The sequence below is a fragment of the Pseudomonas sp. 58 R 3 genome (genome assembly GCF_900006605.1).
GTDB lineage: Bacteria > Pseudomonadota > Gammaproteobacteria > Pseudomonadales > Pseudomonadaceae > Aquipseudomonas > Aquipseudomonas salomonii.
The window spans coordinates 710196-728077 of sequence record NZ_CVTT01000038.1; the positions used below are offsets into that span (position 1 = coordinate 710196).

21 protein-coding genes and 1 pseudogene are annotated in these 17882 nt (G+C 59.0%); all 22 read left to right on the forward strand.

Features of this window, described 5'->3' with window-relative positions:
* The first annotated feature begins 20 nt into the window (after positions 1–20).
* Positions 21–1016: a major capsid protein gene (locus tag BFP92_RS09110; RefSeq protein ID WP_065929223.1), complete on the forward strand. Its 996-nt coding sequence runs from the start codon at positions 21–23 to the stop codon at positions 1014–1016.
* A gap of 2 nt (positions 1017–1018) precedes the next feature.
* Positions 1019–1339, forward strand: coding sequence for a head-tail joining protein (locus BFP92_RS09115; RefSeq protein WP_065929224.1), 321 nt, complete (start codon positions 1019–1021; stop codon positions 1337–1339).
* Entirely contained in the window at positions 1336–1995 is a 660-nt protein-coding gene (locus BFP92_RS09120) for a hypothetical protein (RefSeq protein WP_065929225.1), read from the forward strand. Before BFP92_RS09115 ends, BFP92_RS09120 begins: the two co-directional genes overlap by 4 nt.
* Positions 1995–2510, forward strand: a complete 516-nt coding sequence (locus tag BFP92_RS09125) for a hypothetical protein (protein WP_065929226.1) — start codon at positions 1995–1997, stop codon at positions 2508–2510. The genes BFP92_RS09120 and BFP92_RS09125 overlap by 1 nt, the downstream gene beginning before the upstream one ends.
* A 29-nt stretch (positions 2511–2539) precedes the next feature.
* Positions 2540–3073, forward strand: coding sequence for a phage baseplate assembly protein V (locus BFP92_RS09130; RefSeq protein ID WP_065929295.1), 534 nt, complete (start codon positions 2540–2542; stop codon positions 3071–3073).
* 56 nt (positions 3074–3129) lie between these two features.
* Positions 3130–3408, forward strand: coding sequence for a hypothetical protein (locus tag BFP92_RS09135; RefSeq protein ID WP_065929227.1), 279 nt, complete (start codon positions 3130–3132; stop codon positions 3406–3408).
* 5 nt (positions 3409–3413) lie between these two features.
* Positions 3414–3740 carry a GPW/gp25 family protein gene (locus BFP92_RS09140; protein WP_065929228.1) on the forward strand — a complete coding sequence of 109 codons (327 nt, stop codon included), beginning with the start codon at positions 3414–3416 and terminating at the stop codon, positions 3738–3740.
* A complete protein-coding gene (locus BFP92_RS09145; RefSeq protein WP_065929229.1) occupies positions 3737–4618 on the forward strand; it encodes a baseplate assembly protein in 882 nt (293 codons plus the stop codon). Before BFP92_RS09140 ends, BFP92_RS09145 begins: the two co-directional genes overlap by 4 nt.
* Before the next feature lies 1 nt (position 4619).
* Complete coding sequence (locus tag BFP92_RS09150; RefSeq protein WP_065929230.1) at positions 4620–5309, forward strand: phage tail protein I; 690 nt, start codon at positions 4620–4622, stop codon at positions 5307–5309.
* A complete protein-coding gene (locus BFP92_RS32005; RefSeq protein WP_083221722.1) occupies positions 5306–6922 on the forward strand; it encodes a phage tail protein in 1617 nt (538 codons plus the stop codon). The genes BFP92_RS09150 and BFP92_RS32005 overlap by 4 nt, the downstream gene beginning before the upstream one ends.
* Positions 6919–7350 (forward strand): tail fiber assembly protein, encoded by a 432-nt coding sequence (locus BFP92_RS09160; protein WP_065929231.1) that lies wholly within the window; start codon positions 6919–6921, stop codon positions 7348–7350. Before BFP92_RS32005 ends, BFP92_RS09160 begins: the two co-directional genes overlap by 4 nt.
* Positions 7351–7452: 102 nt before the next feature.
* The gene (locus tag BFP92_RS09165) at positions 7453–8619 is read left to right on the forward strand and encodes a phage tail sheath subtilisin-like domain-containing protein (protein WP_065929232.1); all 1167 of its coding nucleotides are present in this window, start codon (positions 7453–7455) and stop codon (positions 8617–8619) included.
* A gap of 12 nt (positions 8620–8631) precedes the next feature.
* Positions 8632–9135, forward strand: a complete 504-nt coding sequence (locus BFP92_RS09170; RefSeq protein ID WP_065929233.1) for a phage major tail tube protein — start codon at positions 8632–8634, stop codon at positions 9133–9135.
* A 14-nt stretch (positions 9136–9149) separates the two neighbouring features.
* A pseudogene (locus BFP92_RS32010) lies at positions 9150–9425 on the forward strand (phage tail assembly protein); the annotation flags it as partial.
* 39 nt (positions 9426–9464) lie between these two features.
* Entirely contained in the window at positions 9465–9749 is a 285-nt protein-coding gene (locus BFP92_RS32015) for a phage tail assembly protein (protein ID WP_065929296.1), read from the forward strand.
* A gap of 150 nt (positions 9750–9899) precedes the next feature.
* Positions 9900–13064, forward strand: a complete 3165-nt coding sequence (locus BFP92_RS09180; protein WP_065929234.1) for a phage tail tape measure protein — start codon at positions 9900–9902, stop codon at positions 13062–13064.
* Positions 13065–13075: 11 nt separating this feature from the next.
* Complete coding sequence (locus tag BFP92_RS09185; RefSeq protein ID WP_065929235.1) at positions 13076–13921, forward strand: phage tail protein; 846 nt, start codon at positions 13076–13078, stop codon at positions 13919–13921.
* Entirely contained in the window at positions 13896–14102 is a 207-nt protein-coding gene (locus BFP92_RS09190; protein WP_065929236.1) for a tail protein X, read from the forward strand. The genes BFP92_RS09185 and BFP92_RS09190 overlap by 26 nt, the downstream gene beginning before the upstream one ends.
* Positions 14103–14195: 93 nt before the next feature.
* Positions 14196–15242 (forward strand): phage late control D family protein, encoded by a 1047-nt coding sequence (locus tag BFP92_RS09195; RefSeq protein WP_065929237.1) that lies wholly within the window; start codon positions 14196–14198, stop codon positions 15240–15242.
* Between the two features lie 47 nt (positions 15243–15289).
* Positions 15290–15853: a glycoside hydrolase family 19 protein gene (locus BFP92_RS09200; protein ID WP_065929238.1), complete on the forward strand. Its 564-nt coding sequence runs from the start codon at positions 15290–15292 to the stop codon at positions 15851–15853.
* On the forward strand, positions 15835–16377 hold the full coding sequence (locus tag BFP92_RS09205; protein WP_065929239.1) for a lysis system i-spanin subunit Rz: 543 nt from the start codon (positions 15835–15837) through the stop codon (positions 16375–16377). Before BFP92_RS09200 ends, BFP92_RS09205 begins: the two co-directional genes overlap by 19 nt.
* A gap of 149 nt (positions 16378–16526) precedes the next feature.
* Positions 16527–17321: a DNA adenine methylase gene (locus BFP92_RS09210; protein ID WP_065929240.1), complete on the forward strand. Its 795-nt coding sequence runs from the start codon at positions 16527–16529 to the stop codon at positions 17319–17321.
* Positions 17322–17882: the final 561 nt, after the last annotated feature.

Sequence of the window (17882 nt, forward strand, 5' to 3'; positions counted from 1 at the left end):
TTCGTTTCTGGAGAGTACCCATGGCCGATATCGCCATTTTTGAAGACGATGCGTTCAGCGTCTCCTCGCTGACCGCTGCAATCAATGACCAGGAATACCTGCCAGGCCGCATCAGCAGTCTGGGACTGTTTCGCGAAGAAGGCATCAGCACGCTGACCGTGCAGATCGAGAAGGACGGCGACACCCTGGCGCTGGTGCCAGCGGGCGAGCGCGGTACCTCAGGCCTGGTGGTTGGCGGTACCAAGCGTCAACTGATCCCGTTCAACACCGTCCACCTGCCGGAACGCTTCACCATCAAGGCCGATGAGATCCAAGGCATCCGCGCCTTCGGTACCCGCAGTGAGTTGCAGGCCGTGCAGGACGTGGTCAACAAGCGCCTGGCGAAAGCGCGCCGCCAGTTGGATGCCACCCACGAGTTCCAGCGTATGGGCGCGTTGAACGGTCAGGTCCTGGACGCCGATGGCAAGACGGTCCTGTTGGATATTTATAAATCCTTCGGCGTGAATCGTCAGAAGCTTCAGATGGGGCTGAACAGTCCAGACACCGAGCTGCGGGTCAAATGCGGCGAAGCGTTGGACATGCAGGAGGAAGCCCTCGGCAGCGTCACCAGCAGCGGCTCCCGCGCGATGTGCGGCAAGAACTTCTGGAACAAGCTCATCGTGCATAAGTCGGTTAAGGAGACCTACCTCAACACCATGCAGGCCGCGTCCCTGCGCGGTGATGCCCGTGAAAGCTTCGAGTTTGGCGGGATCGTCTGGGAGCGCTATCGCGGCAAGGTTGCTGGCGTTTCGTTCGTCCACGACGACAAGGCGCTGCTGATCCCTGAAGGCGTGCCGGACCTGTATATCTCGTCCTTCGCACCGGCCGACTACATGGAAACGGTCAACACCCAGGGCATTCCGTACTACAGCAAGATCGAGCCGCTGCCGTTCAACAAGGGCGTGGCCGGTGAAGCCCAGTCCAACCCGCTGCACCTGTGCACGCGGCCTCGGGCGCAGATCCTGCTGGAGATGTGACCGTGTCCTTCCGCGAACTGATCGACGACATTGACGCGGTGGTGTTCGAAACACTGGGCGATACCGCACGGATCGAGGGTCGTGACGAACCAGTGCTCGGCATGTTCGCGGCGCCCTGGTTGCAGCCCAAGCTCGGCAAGCTGAACACCGGCTTGCGCGAGCCTCGGTTTGAAATCCGCGTCAGCGATTCGGAAGGCTTGAAACGCGGGCTATTGGTCAGCATCGACTTGCCTGCTTTGGATGGCGGCGGCGATTACGACCTGCTGCAGCTGGAGCCGAGTGGCGACGGTCTGGTCGCCTTGATTCTGAGGTTACGGCCATGAGCATCGGTAGTTACTACAAGCCCTCGGCTGGCGGCGGCATGATCTCCATCCAGTCGTCAGCCGAAGACCTGCAGGCGTTTCAGGACTTTGCCAAGCTGGTGCCCAAGGCTGCTGCGACTGCTCACCGTCGAGCCATCAACAAGACACTGGGGTGGTTGCGCACGCACATCGCCCGTGCGGTTAGTCGGCAAGAGCGCATAGCTGTCGCGGCGGTGCGTCAACGGTTGCGCAGTTACCCGGTGTCCGGCGGGGCTTCGAGCGGCAAGCTGTGGTTCGGTTTGAACGCTATCGAGTCCAGCCGGATCGGCCGCGCACGGCAGACAGGCAGCGGTGTGTCGGTGGCGGGGCGGCGGTATCAGGGCGCGTTTCTCAAGAAGGTTTACGGAAACCAGCCGGACATTTGGATCCGTACCGCGAGCAAGCACTTCAATGCTGACGATTACCCTGACAGCACGGTGTCGCCGGGGCGCGGGTCGAGTTCGGGATGGGTGGCGGAAAACGGCAGTCGCTTTCCGCTGGCAAAGGCGAAGGTCTCTCTGGAGCAAGCCCGTCCCCATTTTGAAAGCTGGGTACAAAAGGCTGATGAACGCTTATTGGAAATCCTGAAACAGGAACTCAACTTTGAGCTGCAGAAATACCTCAAGAGGATCGGGTAATGGTTGACGAACCTTTTAGCCTGGACCAGCTGTACCAAGCGGTCGAGCAACACCTGGTGAGACATCTGCCAGGCGTTCAGACAGTGAGAGCTTGGCCGAACATTCAGGATCGCATTGCGTTACCGGCAGTGTTCCTGGAGCTGGCCGAGATCGAGCCCGGAACCGATATCGGCACGGGCGAAACTGCATTGGTGTGTAAGTTCGAGGCGCGAATCATTGTTGACCCCATCGATCCCTTGCATCAACAGCAGGCGGTGCAGTTGGTTACCCAACTCGCCGTTCTACTGCGGGCACAGACCTGGGGGCTAGCGGTCGAGCCAGCAGAGTTCGTCCAGGCCTTGCAGGATTGGACCCAGCCGGCTTTGGATGGTTACACCGTGTGGCTGGTGGAGTGGACGCAGCAGGTGTACGTCGGTCCTGAACAATGGCCATGGCCTGACCAGCCGCCGGGCATGCTGTTGTTTGGCTTCGACAATGATGTCAAAGAGGACTTTGTGCCAGCGGAGGACATTTGAGCGGCTATGCCAGCGCCCAGCATGACCGCATGCTCGCCGGGGTGGTGAAGGATTGTTATGTGGTGGCGCTCGACCTGGCCGCCTCGCCGCCGGTGTGCCGGGTGTCCGATGGCGAATGGGTCAGCGCCTGGGTGCGCTGGCACAGTATTGCCGCCGGCAAGGCCCGGCACTGGCGGGCGCCATCCATGGGCGAGCAGGGAACTTTGGTCAGTGCTAGCGGTGATGTGGCCCAAGGCACGTTCATCCCGGGTTTGTATGGCAATGCCGGCCCACCACCGGATAACCGCGATCATGTGGAAGTCTGGCGCTTTGATGATGGCGGCTCGCTGATCTACGACTGGCAGGCCAAGAGCTACAGCATCACCGTGCCGAGCGGTACGGTGACGATCAAGGTCGCCAGTACAGAGGCGGTCATCACGGACAGCGCTGTGAATGTAACCACCGGAAACATCAATCTGAAAGCAGCGGTGCTGATCGACGGTGCATTGCACGTTACAAAGGGCATCACCAGTGCCGGCGCGATCATTGATGCCGGTGGTAACAGCAATCACCACACGCATTAATTTCAATCCCCAACAGCCCGCCCAGTGCGGGTTTTTTTACACCTGGAGTTTGCCTTATGAGTAAGTCTCGAACTGATGGCGATTCGGCCGGGGCCGTCGAATCGATTGCGGTTGTGGGGTTGAAGCCCGCGCCGCTTGGTATTCCCGCGACTACTGACGCGGTGGAGTCCATCGGCCCCGCGCGTGTCTTTCGCGACAAGGTTTTCACCTCGCGAACACTGGTCCTGCCCAACGGCGAGACGCTTCCTGTTATTGCCGGTCGCGTCACCGCATGTGGCGATGATCAATATGCGTTCTTGAAAGCGCACCCGGATCTGGAGCAATTGAAGGAGTAATCACAATGATCGGAATGGACCGCCACACCGGTCAGCCCATTTCCGGCATCGCGCACTTGCGCCAATCAGTTCCAGACATATTGGGCACGCCGTTGGGCAGCCGCCGGCATCGGCCTGAGTACGGCAGCAAGCTGCGGCGTTTTGTTGACTTGCCCGTTAATGAGGGCTGGAAAAGCGCTGTTCAGGCGGAAGTCGCCCGCGCCCTAGGCCGTTGGGAACCGCGTTTGAAACCGGATCAGGTACGCGTCATTTCCGTTATCGGCGGGCAAATCAACCTGAAAATCGTCGGGCAGTACCTGGGCGATGCCGTCACGTTGGAGGTGGCCGTATGAGTATTGTGGATCTTTCTTCGTTGCCGGCACCGACCGTGTTGGAGCCGCTGGACTTCGAAGAGGTGTACCAGGAAGGGCTCAGCGTTTTTCGCGGGTATATGGGCGGCAACTGGACCGCCGCGCTTGAAAGCGACCCAGTGGTTAAGGTTTTGGAGGTCGGCGCTTACATCAAGGTCGGCAACCGCGCCCGGGTCAATGACGCCGGCAAGGCGGTACTGCTGGCACACGCGATACGCGGCGACCTCGATCACTTGGGAGCCAACGTCAATCTAAAGCGCCTGGTTATTCAGGCGGCAGATCTGCTGGCAGTGCCGCCGGTGCCGGAGGTCAGGGAGGACGACGACCCGTTTCGGGAGCGGATTCAGTTGGCATATGAGGGGCTGACCACGGCCGGTCCGCGTAACAGCTACATCCTCCATGCGCGAAACGCGTCCGGGCTGGTCGCGGATGCCACGGCCGAAAGTCCTGCGCCTTGTTACGTGACGGTGACGGTGTTGGGGCTGGACGGGGAGGGCGTTGCGTCACCAGCTCTGTTGGCTACGGTGGCCGCCGCGCTGAATGATGAAAACGTGCGGCCGGTTGGAGATCGGGTGACGGTGCAGAGCGCCCAGGTGATCCGTTACCAAATCAACGCGATTCTGCACATGACCAGCGCTGGCCCTGAAGCCGACGCCAGTTTGGCCGAGGCAAAGAATCGATTGGCTGCCTGGGTCAATCCGCGAAAGCGGCTTGGCGTCGAAGTAGCACGATCCGGTGTGGATGCGCAGCTGCACGTTGCCGGCGTTTCGCGGGTCGAGCTGATTGGATGGCAGGACCTGGCCCCGACCAAGGCTCAGGCGGCGTTCTGTACGGACTACACCGTGACGCTGGCGGGGTGATATGAAAAGCCTACTGCCGATCAACAGCACACAACTGGAACGGGCCATGGAGGCTACGTTTTTTGAGAAAACGATTGTCCCTCTGCGCGACCTCTATAACGCCGATACCTGCCCGGTGCATTTGCTGCCGCATCTGGCGTGGGCCTGGTCGGTGGATCGCTGGGATTATCGATGGACTGAGGCGACCAAGCGCGCCGCCATCAAGGCGTCTTACTACATCCATGCGCACAAAGGGACCATCGGTGCGTTGCGGCGTGTGGTCGAACCTCTTGGCTACCTAATCGAGATTATCGAGTGGTTCAAGATGGTGCCCGAGGGCATACCAGGCACCTTTGCGCTGAAAGTTGGCATCCTCGAAACAGGTATTACTGAAGAGATGTATGCCGAGCTTGAAAGGCTGATTGACGACGCTAAGCCGGTCAGTCGGCACTTGATCGGCCTGGCCATAAGCCTCGAAACCGTCGGGCATCTCAATGTTTTCGCAAGCTCTACTGATGGCGACGAGATTGACGTGTACCCGCCAGTTCTTCGCGACATCGTCACCACGGGGCGGATCAGCGCACCGGGACGCGAGCACACCGTCGACACCGTCAACGTCTACCCGCCAGTACCGGGCGTCATCGTCCTGACTTGCCACATAGGCGCCGCCGGCCGGGAACACTCCATCGACACACTGGATATCCACTCATGATTGATTCCAACTCTCAATTCTTTGCGATGCTCACCGCGATTGGTGAGGCCAAACAGGCCAACGCAGACGCTCTGGGCGTACCCTGGAAACTTACCGAGTTGGGTGTGGGAGATGCCAACGGCACCGACCCCATTCCTGACCGTGCACAAACGAAGCTCATTAACGAGCGTCGGCGCCGACCGTTGAACAAGCTCTCGGTGGATCCGGCCAACCCTAATATCATCGTGGCCGAGCAAATCATCCCGGCCGATGAGGGGGGCTGGTGGATTCGTGAGATCGGCTTGTATGACGCCGACGGCGCCTTAGTGGCTGTGGCGAACTGCGCGCCGAGTTACAAGCCGTTAATGTCCCAGGGCTCCGGTCGTACGCAAGTCGTCCGGATGAACTTCATTGTCTCCAGCGCAGCAAACGTTGTGCTGAAGATCGATCCGGCCGTTGTGCTGGCAACACGACAATACGTCGACGACTCAGTAAAGAATCTGGCGCCTATCGAGTCACCGGCCTTCAAAAAGGTGCCAACGGCTCCAACGCCGCCGCAATTCGACAGCACCACTAAGCTGGCGACAACTGAATATGTGCAGCGGGCGCTGGGGAGTTACTCAGGCCAGGTCAACTATGCCGGCGACCAGGTATTGACTGTTGATGACGTGGGTAGGCTGGTCAATTTTCCGCAGGCCTCGATCGCTACGTTGCCCCTAGCGTCGACAGCTGTACCTGGAGCGGTAATTACAATCGGTAGCTCTCTTTCGGGATCGGTCACTGTCAAGCCTCAAGGCGCGGACACCTTGACCAACTTACTGACGACTCCTGGACCATTTATTATTCCGAAGGGCACCCTCGGCGTATTCCGCAGGCTACTGGGTGGGAGCGGGTGGAGTTTCGACAGCGGCGATGCATCCCTAAGGTTCTCGCCAGCGCTGTCGTCGTGGGAAACAAAACCGCCTTTCACGAAGGATAAAAGCCTAGCGACTACAGAGTTCGTTCAAAAATCGCTCGGTTCTTTCGCGACGGCTCGGGGAGTCAACGCCTCGACAGTTCTAACGCTTGATGATGTAGGTGCCTCAATTGGATTAGGTGGCTTAGCGGCCTACACCGTCACGCTGCCACATGTAGACGATGTACCTGCAGGCGCTGCAATCGGGCTCCATTGTCGCAATGGGGTGGGTGTCACAGTCGCGAGTAAGACAGGTTCGCAGATCAGTCCCCAGGGTGCATTCCTTAGCCAAATCATTATGGCTGCTGGGGAGTCCGCGCTTTTGGTGAAAGAGGGTTCGGTGTGGTGTGTTTATGGCAGCGCGGCCTTGAAATACTCGTCGCAATTCGCTGCATCGCTCGGCACCAACGGTTATCAAAAGCTCCCCAGCGGGGATATCGAACAGTGGGGATTGGTTGTGAGCGTCTCGGCCGGCTCGGACACGGTAATTACTCTGCCAGTGGCGCTTTTGGAAGTGCCTAACAACATTCAGCTGACGTACGCCAACTTTACCAATGGTGAAAGCGTTGGCAGTTCGCCGGTATTGCAGGCGAGAAACAGCACGAAGGGAAGTATCACGGTGCGTAACCTATTAAACGGCAATGCATCATTCTTCTGGCGAGTGAGGGGTAAGGCATGACTGTCTTTTATAGTCCGATGTCCGGTTTTTTTTACGATGACGAAATCTGCACGTTTATTCCTGCTGATGCCCGTGAATTTAGCGCAGAAGAGCGAGACTCGTTGTTAGCCGAAGAGAGTCGGGGGAAACGCTTGGTATGTGGCCCGGATAACTGGCCGATGCTGGTGGACGCGCCCGCCCAATCTGAAGAAGAGTTAGCGGAGATCGAGCGTTACTGGCGTTCGGCGCAGCTGACGGCCACCGACGGTGTGGTTACGCGTCATCGTGACGAGCAGGAGGATGGATCGGACCTCACGCTCACTGCCGAGCAGTACGCTGAGCTGCAAGCCTATCGACGTGCGTTGCGCCGTTGGCCTGAAGCCGGTCAGTTTCCTTTGAGGGAACATCGGCCCTCTGCTCCCGAATGGCTCTCAACACTTGCTCAATAGACGCCTTGCATAGGGCGTTTTCTTTAACGTTATACACAACAAGCACCACCCCATTACGGCCTCGCTCTTGCGGGGCTTTTTCGTTTCTGGAGATCGAGCCTTATGAGTTTCTTTCACGGCGTTACCACGACCGACATCAAGACGGGCGCGCGCACTATTTCGTTGCCGTCGTCTTCCATCATCGGACTGTGCGACACCTTTACCCCAGGTGGACTGGATGGGGGCACAGCCAAGGCCGGCGAGCTGAAGTTGATCACCACTGAGCGCGAAGCCATTGCCGCTTTCGGTGCAAATTCTGCAATCACCAAGGCGTGTAAAGCGATCTACACCAAGGCCAAGGCGGTGATCGTCGCTATTGGCGTGCCGAAGCTGGAAGACGCGGCGCTGCAAACCTCGGCGATTATCGGCGGCGTTTTGGCGTCGGGTCAGCGCACCGGCCTGCAGGCGTTGCTGGATGGTAAAAGTCTGTTCAACGCGCAGCCGCGGTTGTTGATCGCGCCGGGTCATACCGCCACGCAAGCAGTGGCTACCGCGCTCGATAGCCTGGCGCAGAAGCTGCGGGCTATCGGCATCCTCGACGGCCCGGGCACCACGGATGAAGCGGCGATGCTCTACGCCGATAACTTCGGCAGTCGCAACCTGTTCATGGTTGACCCAGGCGTTCAGTACTGGGACTCCGATCTCAGCAAGACGGTTGATGCGCCGGGTTCGGCCTGGGCGGCAGGCTTGTTTGCTTGGACCGATGCCGAATATGGATTCTGGGCCTCGCCGTCGAACAAGGAGTTCACCGGTATCACCGGCACGACCCGGGCTGTCGAGTACCTGGACGGCGACGAGACGTGCCGTGCCAACCTGCTGAACAACGCCAATATCGCGACGATCATTCGCGACGACGGCTATCGCTTGTGGGGCAACCGCACACTTTCGAGCGATCCGAAGTGGGCGTTCGTCACGCGCGTTCGCACGTTGTTCATCCTTATGGACGCAGTGCAGGCCGGCCACAAGTGGGCCGTGGACCGCTCGATCACCAAGACCTACGTCAAGGATGTGACTGACGGCCTGGACGCTTTCATGCGCGACCTGAAAGCCCAGGGCGCAATTATCAATTTTGAAGTCTACCCGGACACCGAGCTGAACACCGCAAGCCAGATCTCCCAGGGCAAAGTTTATTGGCGCATCCGCTTCACCGACGTGCCGCCAGCAGAAAACCCGAATTTCCTTTTCGAAGTCACCGATCAGTGGATGACCGAAGTTCTCGAAGCAGCCTAAGGGGCCTAGTCAATGATTCCTCAAACTTTGTTCAACACAAACCTGTTTGTCGACGGCGTGAATTTCGCCGGCGATGTGCCGACTTTGACGCTGCCCAAGCTGACGGTTAAGACCGATGAATATCGTGCCGGTGGCATGGCCGGTGCTATCGAAATGGCTCAAGGCCTGGAAAAAATGGAGGCGTCCTTCGTCACCAAGGGCGTACGTCGTGAGTCGTTGAAATACTTTGGCTTGGCTGATGGCACGGCATTTAACGCGACTTTCCGGGGGGCTTTCAGGGGGCAAAAAGGCGCAGTGACGGCGGTGGTCGCCACCCTGCGCGGCTTGCTAAAAGAGGTCGATTTGGGCGACTGGAAAGCCGGTGATCCGGCTGAGATCAAGCACGCCATTGCGCCGTCTTACTACAAGCTCGAAATCGACGGGCGCGTCATGTACGAAATCGACATGGTCGCGGGTGTTCAAGTCGTCGACGGCAAAGACCAGCTCGCTGACATCCGCGCCGCACTCGGCCTCTAAGGGAATAGATCCAAATGAATCAAGTAAACGCTAAGAAAGTACCGGCCTGGTTGTCGCTCAGCGCGCTCTCCGCTGTCGTGACGCTCACGCGGCCAAGCAATGCTAATGGCGTACTGGTCGAGACGCTCACCTTGCGTGCCCCGGTCGTGCGCGAAGTACGGGCAGCCGACAAAGCGTCGAATGGCGACGAGGAACAGCGTGAGCTGATGTTGTTCGCCGGGTTGGCTGAGGTGGGCGTTAAGGATCTTGAAGGCCTCAAGCTGACTGACTATCGCCGTGTTCAAGCTGCGTATTCGCACCTGGTTCCCGAAACCGACTACACAGACGTGATGCCGTCTTGGTTGTCGGTGGCCACCGATCAGGCCGTAGTGACGCTTTCCTGTCCGAGTGAAATCAACGGGGTATCGGTCGATAAATTGCCCCTGCGCTCCCCGACAGTGGGCGATGTGCGCGCGGCAAATCGTGACGCTGTTGGCGATGCCGAGCAGCGGGAGCTGGTGTTGTTTGCCTCGCTTGCCGGTGCGCCTATCGCAGATCTGGAGGGCCTGAAGTTGGTGGATTTTAACCGCCTGCAGGCCGGCTATTTTCGCATGGACCAAGACGACGGGATTTGATCCTGTCGTCATAAAAATGGCCGCGAAGCGTCTGGCGGCGGAAACCGGATTTTCCGCCGCCGAGATTCTGTCGATGCCGTTTGCAGAAATGGTGTGGTGGCTCACGGACTGAGCCGCCTTCGATAAAACTACGCAAATGAGGGCCACGACATGGCGAACAAAATCGCCCTCGGGCTGGTGATCGGCGGCGCCGTCAGTTCGACCGTCGGTGCAGCGTTTAAAGATGTAACAGGGCGCATCAAGCGTCTTGAGGCGGAAGGCAACAAAGCGCGCGTTCTACAGCGCACTATCGGCGACACTATTCGCTTGCGTGATGAATGGAAGAAAGCCCATGACAGCGGCTCTGAGGGTGCATCCAAGCTGCTGGGCCGATTGAACTCCAATCTCGACAGTTTGAAAAAGCAGGGCATTGAGGTCGGCCGGCTGGAAAAAGCCTATCGTTCAATGGGGCAGACCGCCAACAAAGCCGAGCTTAAGGCCCGGGGCCATCAGCAACTGGATGCTGGTAAAAACGGCATGAAAAGCACAGTCGGCGCTGCTGTCGTGGGTGTCGGTATGCTGGCTGTACCGACCAAGGTCAGTGCGGATTTTGGAGCCATTGTTCGTGACATCGCGATCAAGGCCGGCATTGCCAACAAGCCACAAGAAAAGGAAATGTCTCGCAAGATCATCGATACCTCGCGCGACACCGGCATGGCGCGCAACGATGTGGCCGACGTGGTTAACCAGTTGGTGAGCGCCGGTATGGATTTGAGCAAGGCCCTGGAATATGCGCCAGTCGCGGCCAAGTTTGTCGTAGGGCAGGGATCGAACGGTGTCGACACGGCGAAGATGATCAACGCGCTGGGTCAAAACGCCAAGATCACTGACCCCAAGCAGATGCAGCAGGCTCTGGAAGCGATTGCCTACCAAGGGCAGGCGGGCAGCTTTGAGGCGGTCGACATGGCCAAGTGGTTCCCTGAGCTATTGGCGAACATGGGCAGCCTCGGTATCACCGGCATTGATGCGGTGACGCAGTTGGGTGCAATGCTGCAAGTGCAGATGAAATCTGCCGGCGGCGCCGATGAGGCAGCCAACAACCTCAAAAACTGGATGAGCAAAATCGGCTCAGGCGATACCGTCAAGGCGTATGCAAAGGCCGGTATCGACTATAAGGGCTCGATGCAGACCGGTTTGCAGAACGGTATGTCCACGCTGGAAACCAGCATGGCGTTGGCGCAGAAGTATATTCAAGCCACCGATCCCAAGCGCGCGGCGGCAATGGCCGAGGCCACGGCGAAAATCAGCAAGGAGTCTGACCCGGAGAAGGCGAAGGCCATGATGGCCTCGCTCGAGGAATCCTTGCGCACTGGCGACCTGTTCGCTGACATGCAGGTGAAGGCCGCGCTTTCTGCATATATGCAGAACAAGGCGTTGTACAGCCAGCTCAAAAACGATTCGCGTGATGCGACGGGCATTCTCGACAAGAACCTCAGCGAGCGGCGCGAGGCGTCTTCGCAGAAGTGGGCCGAAATGGCTCAGTCGATGGATGATGCCATGCGCAGTGTCGGGGATGCCTTGCGTCCGGTCACGGACACCGTGGCTGAAGCGTTGACCAAAGTCACCAAGGGTATTACCTCGCTGTCTGACAGCGCGCCCGGGGTGGTGACGGGCATCGCGGCGGTGGGTGGCGGACTTGTCGCACTGAAGGGGCTGCTCAGTTCCTTCAAAATTGCTAAAGGTTTACTCAACGTTGCGCGGGGCTCGCTGGGTGGCAAGTCCGGGGAAGTGCAAAAAGTCTTTGTGACGAACGCCCCGGATGGTGGCGGCGGTGATGGCAAGGGTAGCGAGCCCAAGGGAAAGGCCGGTAAAGCCCTGTCTTTGGTTGAGACCGGGCTCAAGGCCGTGGCCGCTCTCAAGGGTGACTCAGCTGATAGCGAGGGTAAAGATGATAAGAAGCCCGGGAAGTTGGACATTGTCGCGACGGGCCTTAAGGTTGTCTCCCTGGCTAAAGAGGCTGTGTCTGGTGATGACCACGCCGCTAAGACTAATGATTCGGCGGCAGGTGACGACGTGGTTCAAAGGGTTTTCGTCGTAAATGCGAGTGCAATGGGCGGATCTACTGGAGGCCCAAGCGAAACACGTCGGCGTGGTCGCGGTTCAAGGCGTAATCCTCCACGTCGTCGGTCTACAACGTCTCGTGCAGGCGGTGCGCCACGACCTTCAGTGTCGGCGCCACGCCCACCTGTGCCACGGACTCCAGCACCTGTACCGGCGCCACGTCCGTCAGTGCCACGGCCTCCGGCACCTATGCCGGTGCCACGTCCGTCAGTGCCACGGCCTCCGGCACCTGTGCCGGTGCAACGTCCATCAGTGCCACGGCCTCCGGCATCTATGCCGGTGTCGCGTCCGTCAGTGCCACGGCCTCCAGCACCTGTGCAGGTGCTGCGCCCGTCATTGCCGAGGCCCCCGGTGCTTGTTCCGAGTCCACCAGTTTTGCCGCCCTCGGTGTCTGTCCCGACTATCTCAGTACCACGCCCTACGGTGCTGGTCCCGCACTCGCCGATCCCTCCGGTTCAAGTGCCTGGCGGCGCATTGTCCAAACTGGGTGGGGTAGTGCAAGCGGTCGGCAAGATCGGTAAAGCTGCCAAGATGATACCTGGTGGCTCACTGATGGAGGCTGGCGCCATGGCATTCGATACCTATGAGAACGCCAAGACCAAGGACGAAAAGGCCGAGGGTTACGGCGCAGCCGCCGGCAATCTTGCTGGGACCATGGCCGGGGCCGCTGCCGGGGCTGCTATTGGCTCGGTGGTGCCGATTATTGGTACCGCAATTGGCGGGCTTGTAGGCGCTTACTTGGGCAGCATGGGTGGTTCGGCGCTGGGCGGAGCTGCAGGTAAGTCGTGGTTTGGAGGTGAGGATGAAAAGCCCGCTCCTCCGGTGACGCCGTTGCTGATGGCACCCCGGCCGGGGCCAGCCATTCCAAGCTTGGCGACCATGGGCAAGTCATTCAATGGCGCAAACGGTTCGGGTGCTCTGCTGATGGCTCCTGCACCGCAAGCGCCGGCGCTGGGTGATGTTACTCGCTCTCTGGCGGTGGCTCCACCGAGCAGGCCGGCGGCTGTGGCGATTCAGCCCAAAGAACCAGAGAAGCCCGTGCCGGCCAAAGTGGATCAGAAGTTTGAGTACTCGCTGACGATGCCGATCACGGTGCAAGGGGATGTGAAAGACCCGCAACGCTTGGCGCAAGACCTCATGCCGCACATGCGGCTGATGATGGCGGATGCGGCGAAACAAAACGCCGCGAAGCTTTACGACGAACCGCACCTGTAAGGGGGGGGGCTATGGCTTATATGGAACAGATGCAGTCGGGCCTCAAGTACCTGGTCGAAGCGGGAGAGGCTGGCAGACGTAGTGCCGACGGTATGCTTGGGCCGGTCAACGGCGCAATCAGGGAATTAACCGGCGCAGCGTCGGAGCTGGAAAACATCCCGTTCGTGGGGCCAGCTGTCGGTGCCAAGCTGCAAAGGGTGATGCGCGGCGTGGATGCAGCGCAGACCAAGGTCGGCCAGGTGGTGGCTGTTTACGGCCGCGCGACACGGGCGGCCACCGAAGTGCAGGAGCGGATGGGTGCCCTGAAGGAACAGGCGGGCAGAGCGGCGACGGCGATCAACAACGTCGCCGGCAAGGTCAGCCCGTCGTTGGCGAACATCGTGCCCACCAGTGCCTTTGCCGTGGATGCCACGCCGGCACCGGAGGCGGTGAAGCCGTTCCCGCACTTGCTGATCATCCAGCCCCGTGACCCCAAGGTTCAGCCGTATTACTTCAACCTGGACACGGCCGCGTTCGACGAGCTGAGCCGCTCGACCGAATTCCGCTGGGCTTCTCAAGAGCGACTGTCGCGGCGCCCGGCGCAGCAGGCCGTGGGCATCGGCGAGGAAAAACTCACTCTCAAGGGGACGATTTACCCAGGGTTCAAGGGCGGCCTCAAGCAGCTCGACACGCTACGCACCATCGGCGGCAAGTTGCAGCCGCTGACGCTGACCACAGGTTATGGCGACGTGATTGGGACATGGTGCTTGAAGTCGATCAATGAGGAACAGGGCGCTCTGCTTCACGGCGGGATCCCACGTAAACAAGGGTTCACTCTGGAGTTTGCGCGCTATGGCGACGACATGCAGAACGTCTGACGGAGACATGCTTGATGTCATTTGTCATAACGTTTACGGCCATTTAAACGGCAGCGTCGAGGCGGTGCTTGATGCCAATCAGGGGTTGGCAGACGAGCCCCAGCCTTACCGCACGGGTGTGGTGATCGTTTTGCCGGATCTGCCAAGACCGACCGAGGAAGGGATTAGTTTGTGGGATTGAGCCCGAACCACACAGCCAGGATCCCGTTGCGTCACGCGTAACGGCACTTTGTTTACAGCCCGCCTTGTGCGGGTATTTTTTTGGACAAAAACCATGACTCCCACTTTTCGAATCGTTGCCGATGGCACCGATATTACTGCCAAGATCAATGATCGACTGTTGCTGCTGCGGACTTCTGACAAGCCGGGTATGGATTCCGACGAGTTTGAATTGCGTATCGACGACCGTGACGGTCAGGTGCAATTGCCCCGGCGCGGTAGCTCAATCGAGATTTACCTGGGTTACGCCGAGACGTCCTTGATGCGCCTTGGGCGTTACGCAGTGGACACGGTCGAAGTGTCCGGCCCGCCGGATACGATTGTGATCAAGGGCAAGGCCAGCGACATGCGCGGCAGTGGCAAGACTATCCGTAGTGGAAGCTGGGAGGACGTGCCGCTGTCGAAAATCGTGGCCGACATCGCCGCACGCAATGGTTGGCAGGCGGTGTGTCCGTTGCCGACGAAAGTCGCCCGGGTGGATCAGCTCAACGAGTCCGATTTTAATTTCATCACTCGCCTGGCTAAGCAATACGACTGCACGGCCAAGGTGGCCGACGGCAAGCTGTTGGTGATGCCGCGTCAAGGTAGCCAGACGGCCAGCGGCAAAACGTTCGGCGCGATCACCCTGACGAAAAGCGACCTCAGTCGATGGCAATTCAGCCTTGGGGATCGAAATTCGCACAAGGCCGTGGCGACCAAGCATCAGAACAAGAAGGACGGCAAGCTGTCGGTGGTCACCGTTGACAACGATGACGCCCCTGATGGGTTGCCGGCGGTGCATACAGACCGGCATATCTATCCGAACAAGACCGCTGCCGAGGCTGCCGCCAAGGCTCGGTTGGCGGCATTCAATCGCTCGACCGCCGACGTGCGTTTCGAGATGCCTGGCCGAACAGACATTTTTGCCGAACGCCTGATCAACGCCCAGGGCTTCAAGGTCGGCCTTGATGGTGAGTATTTGGCGGACTCGGTGGAGCAGGTGTTCACCCAGTCTGGCTGGTCGACCACGGTGGAGTGCAATGCCGGTAAGCAAGGTAAATCCAAAGGCAAGAAAAAGAAGGAAAAGAAGCCGCTCAAAGTGGTGAGTGTCGAGAAGCAGTAGTGCATCCCATCGCCGCCTGAGTGCGGTTTTTTATGTCTGGAGTTTTTATGTCTGTTACCGAGCAACAGTTGCAACGCATCATGCCGAACGCCCGCCGCCAAGCGGGCGTTTTTGTATCTGCCCTGAACGCAGCCATGGTCAACCGTAAGATCGATACGCCGAAGCGCCAGGCTGCATTCCTCGCCCAGGTCGGCCACGAGTCGGGGCAACTGCAGTACGTCCGCGAACTGGGCGGCGTTCAGTACCTGAGCAAATACGACACCGGCACCCTGGCTGCCAAGCTTGGCAACACGCCGGAGGCCGACGGGGATGGTCAGCGGTATCGCGGTCGTGGGTTGATTCAGGTCACCGGTCACGACAACTACCTGCGCTGCAGCCTGGCACTGTTCGGCGATGAGCGATTGCTGCGCACTCCCGAATTGCTGGAACTGCCGCAGTGGGCCGCAGAGTCTGCGGCGTGGTTCTGGTCGATAAACGGCTTGAATGCGCTCGCGGATCAGGATCAGTTCAACACCATCACCCGCCGGATCAATGGCGGCCTTAACGGTCTGGAAGATCGCCTGCAGCTGTGGGCCAGGGCGAGGGCGGTGTTATGCGTCTCCTCGATCTGATCCCTGCGCAGTTCCGTATTGCGGCCATGGGCCTGGTGCTGGTGGTCCTGGCTGCTGGATCTGCTGCATTGGCCTGGACCGTTCAAGGTTGGCGTTACGGCCAGCAGTTGGAACGCCAGGCGCGACTCCATGCCGACACCCTCACTGAGATATCCCTAGCCGGCGCTGCGCTGCAGCGCAACGAGCAGGATAAGCGCCTCGGCCTGGAACGGCGCCTTCGGGACAAAGACGAAATCCACCATCAGGAATTGACCGATGAACAAACCAAGCAGGCGCGCCTGCGTGATCGCCTGGCCACTGCTGATTTGCGGCTGTCAGTCGTACTCGCCACCACCGACGCCAGCGGCAGCTGTTCAATGCCAACCACCACCGCCACCGGCTGCGTGGTTCATGGCCCCACAAGAGTCCAACTTGACCCAGCGCATGCTCAACGAATTATCGGCATCACCGATACCGGCGACCAAGGATTGATCGCCCTGCGGGCCTGTCAGGCCTACGCAAAAGAAGTTTCTACACCGAAGTAAAAGGAGCGGCCGGGCAGGATGCGTCAACATCCAACCCGGCCACCTTCCCCGCAGAATGCCCCTGCAAGTCCAGCCAAGGCTCCTGCTTCGTGCACAAAGCGGAGCGAGCCTAGCACTGTTTATCCATACAGCAAAGGTCTTGCTTTTATATGTCCACACCCATCATCCCTTGGATGGGCGGCAAACGCCGCCTGGCCGACCGCCTTATCCCGCTCTTCCCACCCCACGAATGCTACGTTGAAGTCTTCGCCGGCGGCGCCGCGCTCTACTTCATGCGTCCCCAGGCCGCGCCCGTTGAAGTCCTCAACGACATCAACGGCGACCTGGTAACGCTGTACCGCGTGGTGCAGAACCACCTAGAAGAGTTCGTGCGCCAGTTCAAGTGGGCGCTCAGCTCCCGGCAGGTGTTCGAGTGGCAGAAGATGACCCGCCCTGAAACCCTCACCGACATCCAGCGCGCCGCCCGTTTTTTCTACCTGCAGCACCATGCCTTTGCCGGCAAGGTGACCGGGCAGACGTTTGGCACCGCGACGACTGGGCCAGCCATCAACCTGCTGCGGATCGAGGAGAACCTGTCTGCAGCTTGGCAGCGGTTGTCCGGCACCTACGTTGAGAACCTGCCCTGGCTGGACTGCGCCGAACGCTATGACCGTGAGCACACCTTTCACTACATGGACCCACCTTATTGGCAGACCGCCGGGTACGGGGTCGACTTCCCGTTCGAGAACTACGAGCGAATGGCCGAATTTATGCGCCGATGTAAGGGTAAGGTTATGGTCAGCATTAACGATCACCCAGACATTCGCCGAGTGTTTGACGGGTTCCATTTTGAAACTGTCGACATTCGTTACAGCACCACAAACCAAAGGCAAGGCAAGGCTGAGATCAGCAGTGAACTAGTGATCATGAACTGGGAGCGGTCGTCGCTGGGGGGGGTGTTCTGATCACCGGGGATAGAATCCGAGGCAACTTACCCTCGACTTAGTCGTTCTACGAGCTTGATTCGCTGCTCAACAGTCGCCATTCCTTGATCGAGCGGGGGGGGGAGATGTTTCACCATGCTGGCGTGTGCGGACGAGGAAGGGCCACCGAACGGAGAAGTAAGCCCCAATCTGCATTTTGGACAGAGACGGGTGAGGCCCTCATACGGGACGGTGCTTAAGCTGGTAGGCCTCTCTCGCAACGTTTCTTACGGATAGCTTAGGGCATTTAGAAGGGCTGTAGCGTAGCGCTGAATGCACGCTTGATAAGCGCCCAACGGCTATGGTTCTCAGACGCGAAAGGGTTCACCATTGCACATGCTTTTGTATATACAAAAAAATACAGGCTAGGGGTTTTTTTAAAAAAAACCTTTATTTTCAATGTCTTGCATTGATTTGACTGTCTCGGAAAAGCGGCGTAAATTGTATATACAAAATTCACGTGTACGGTTGGTGGAACGTGGCAGAAATCATATGCTCTGATAAGGTTAAGGAGAAGCTGCAGGAAAAGCACAACGTCGACGT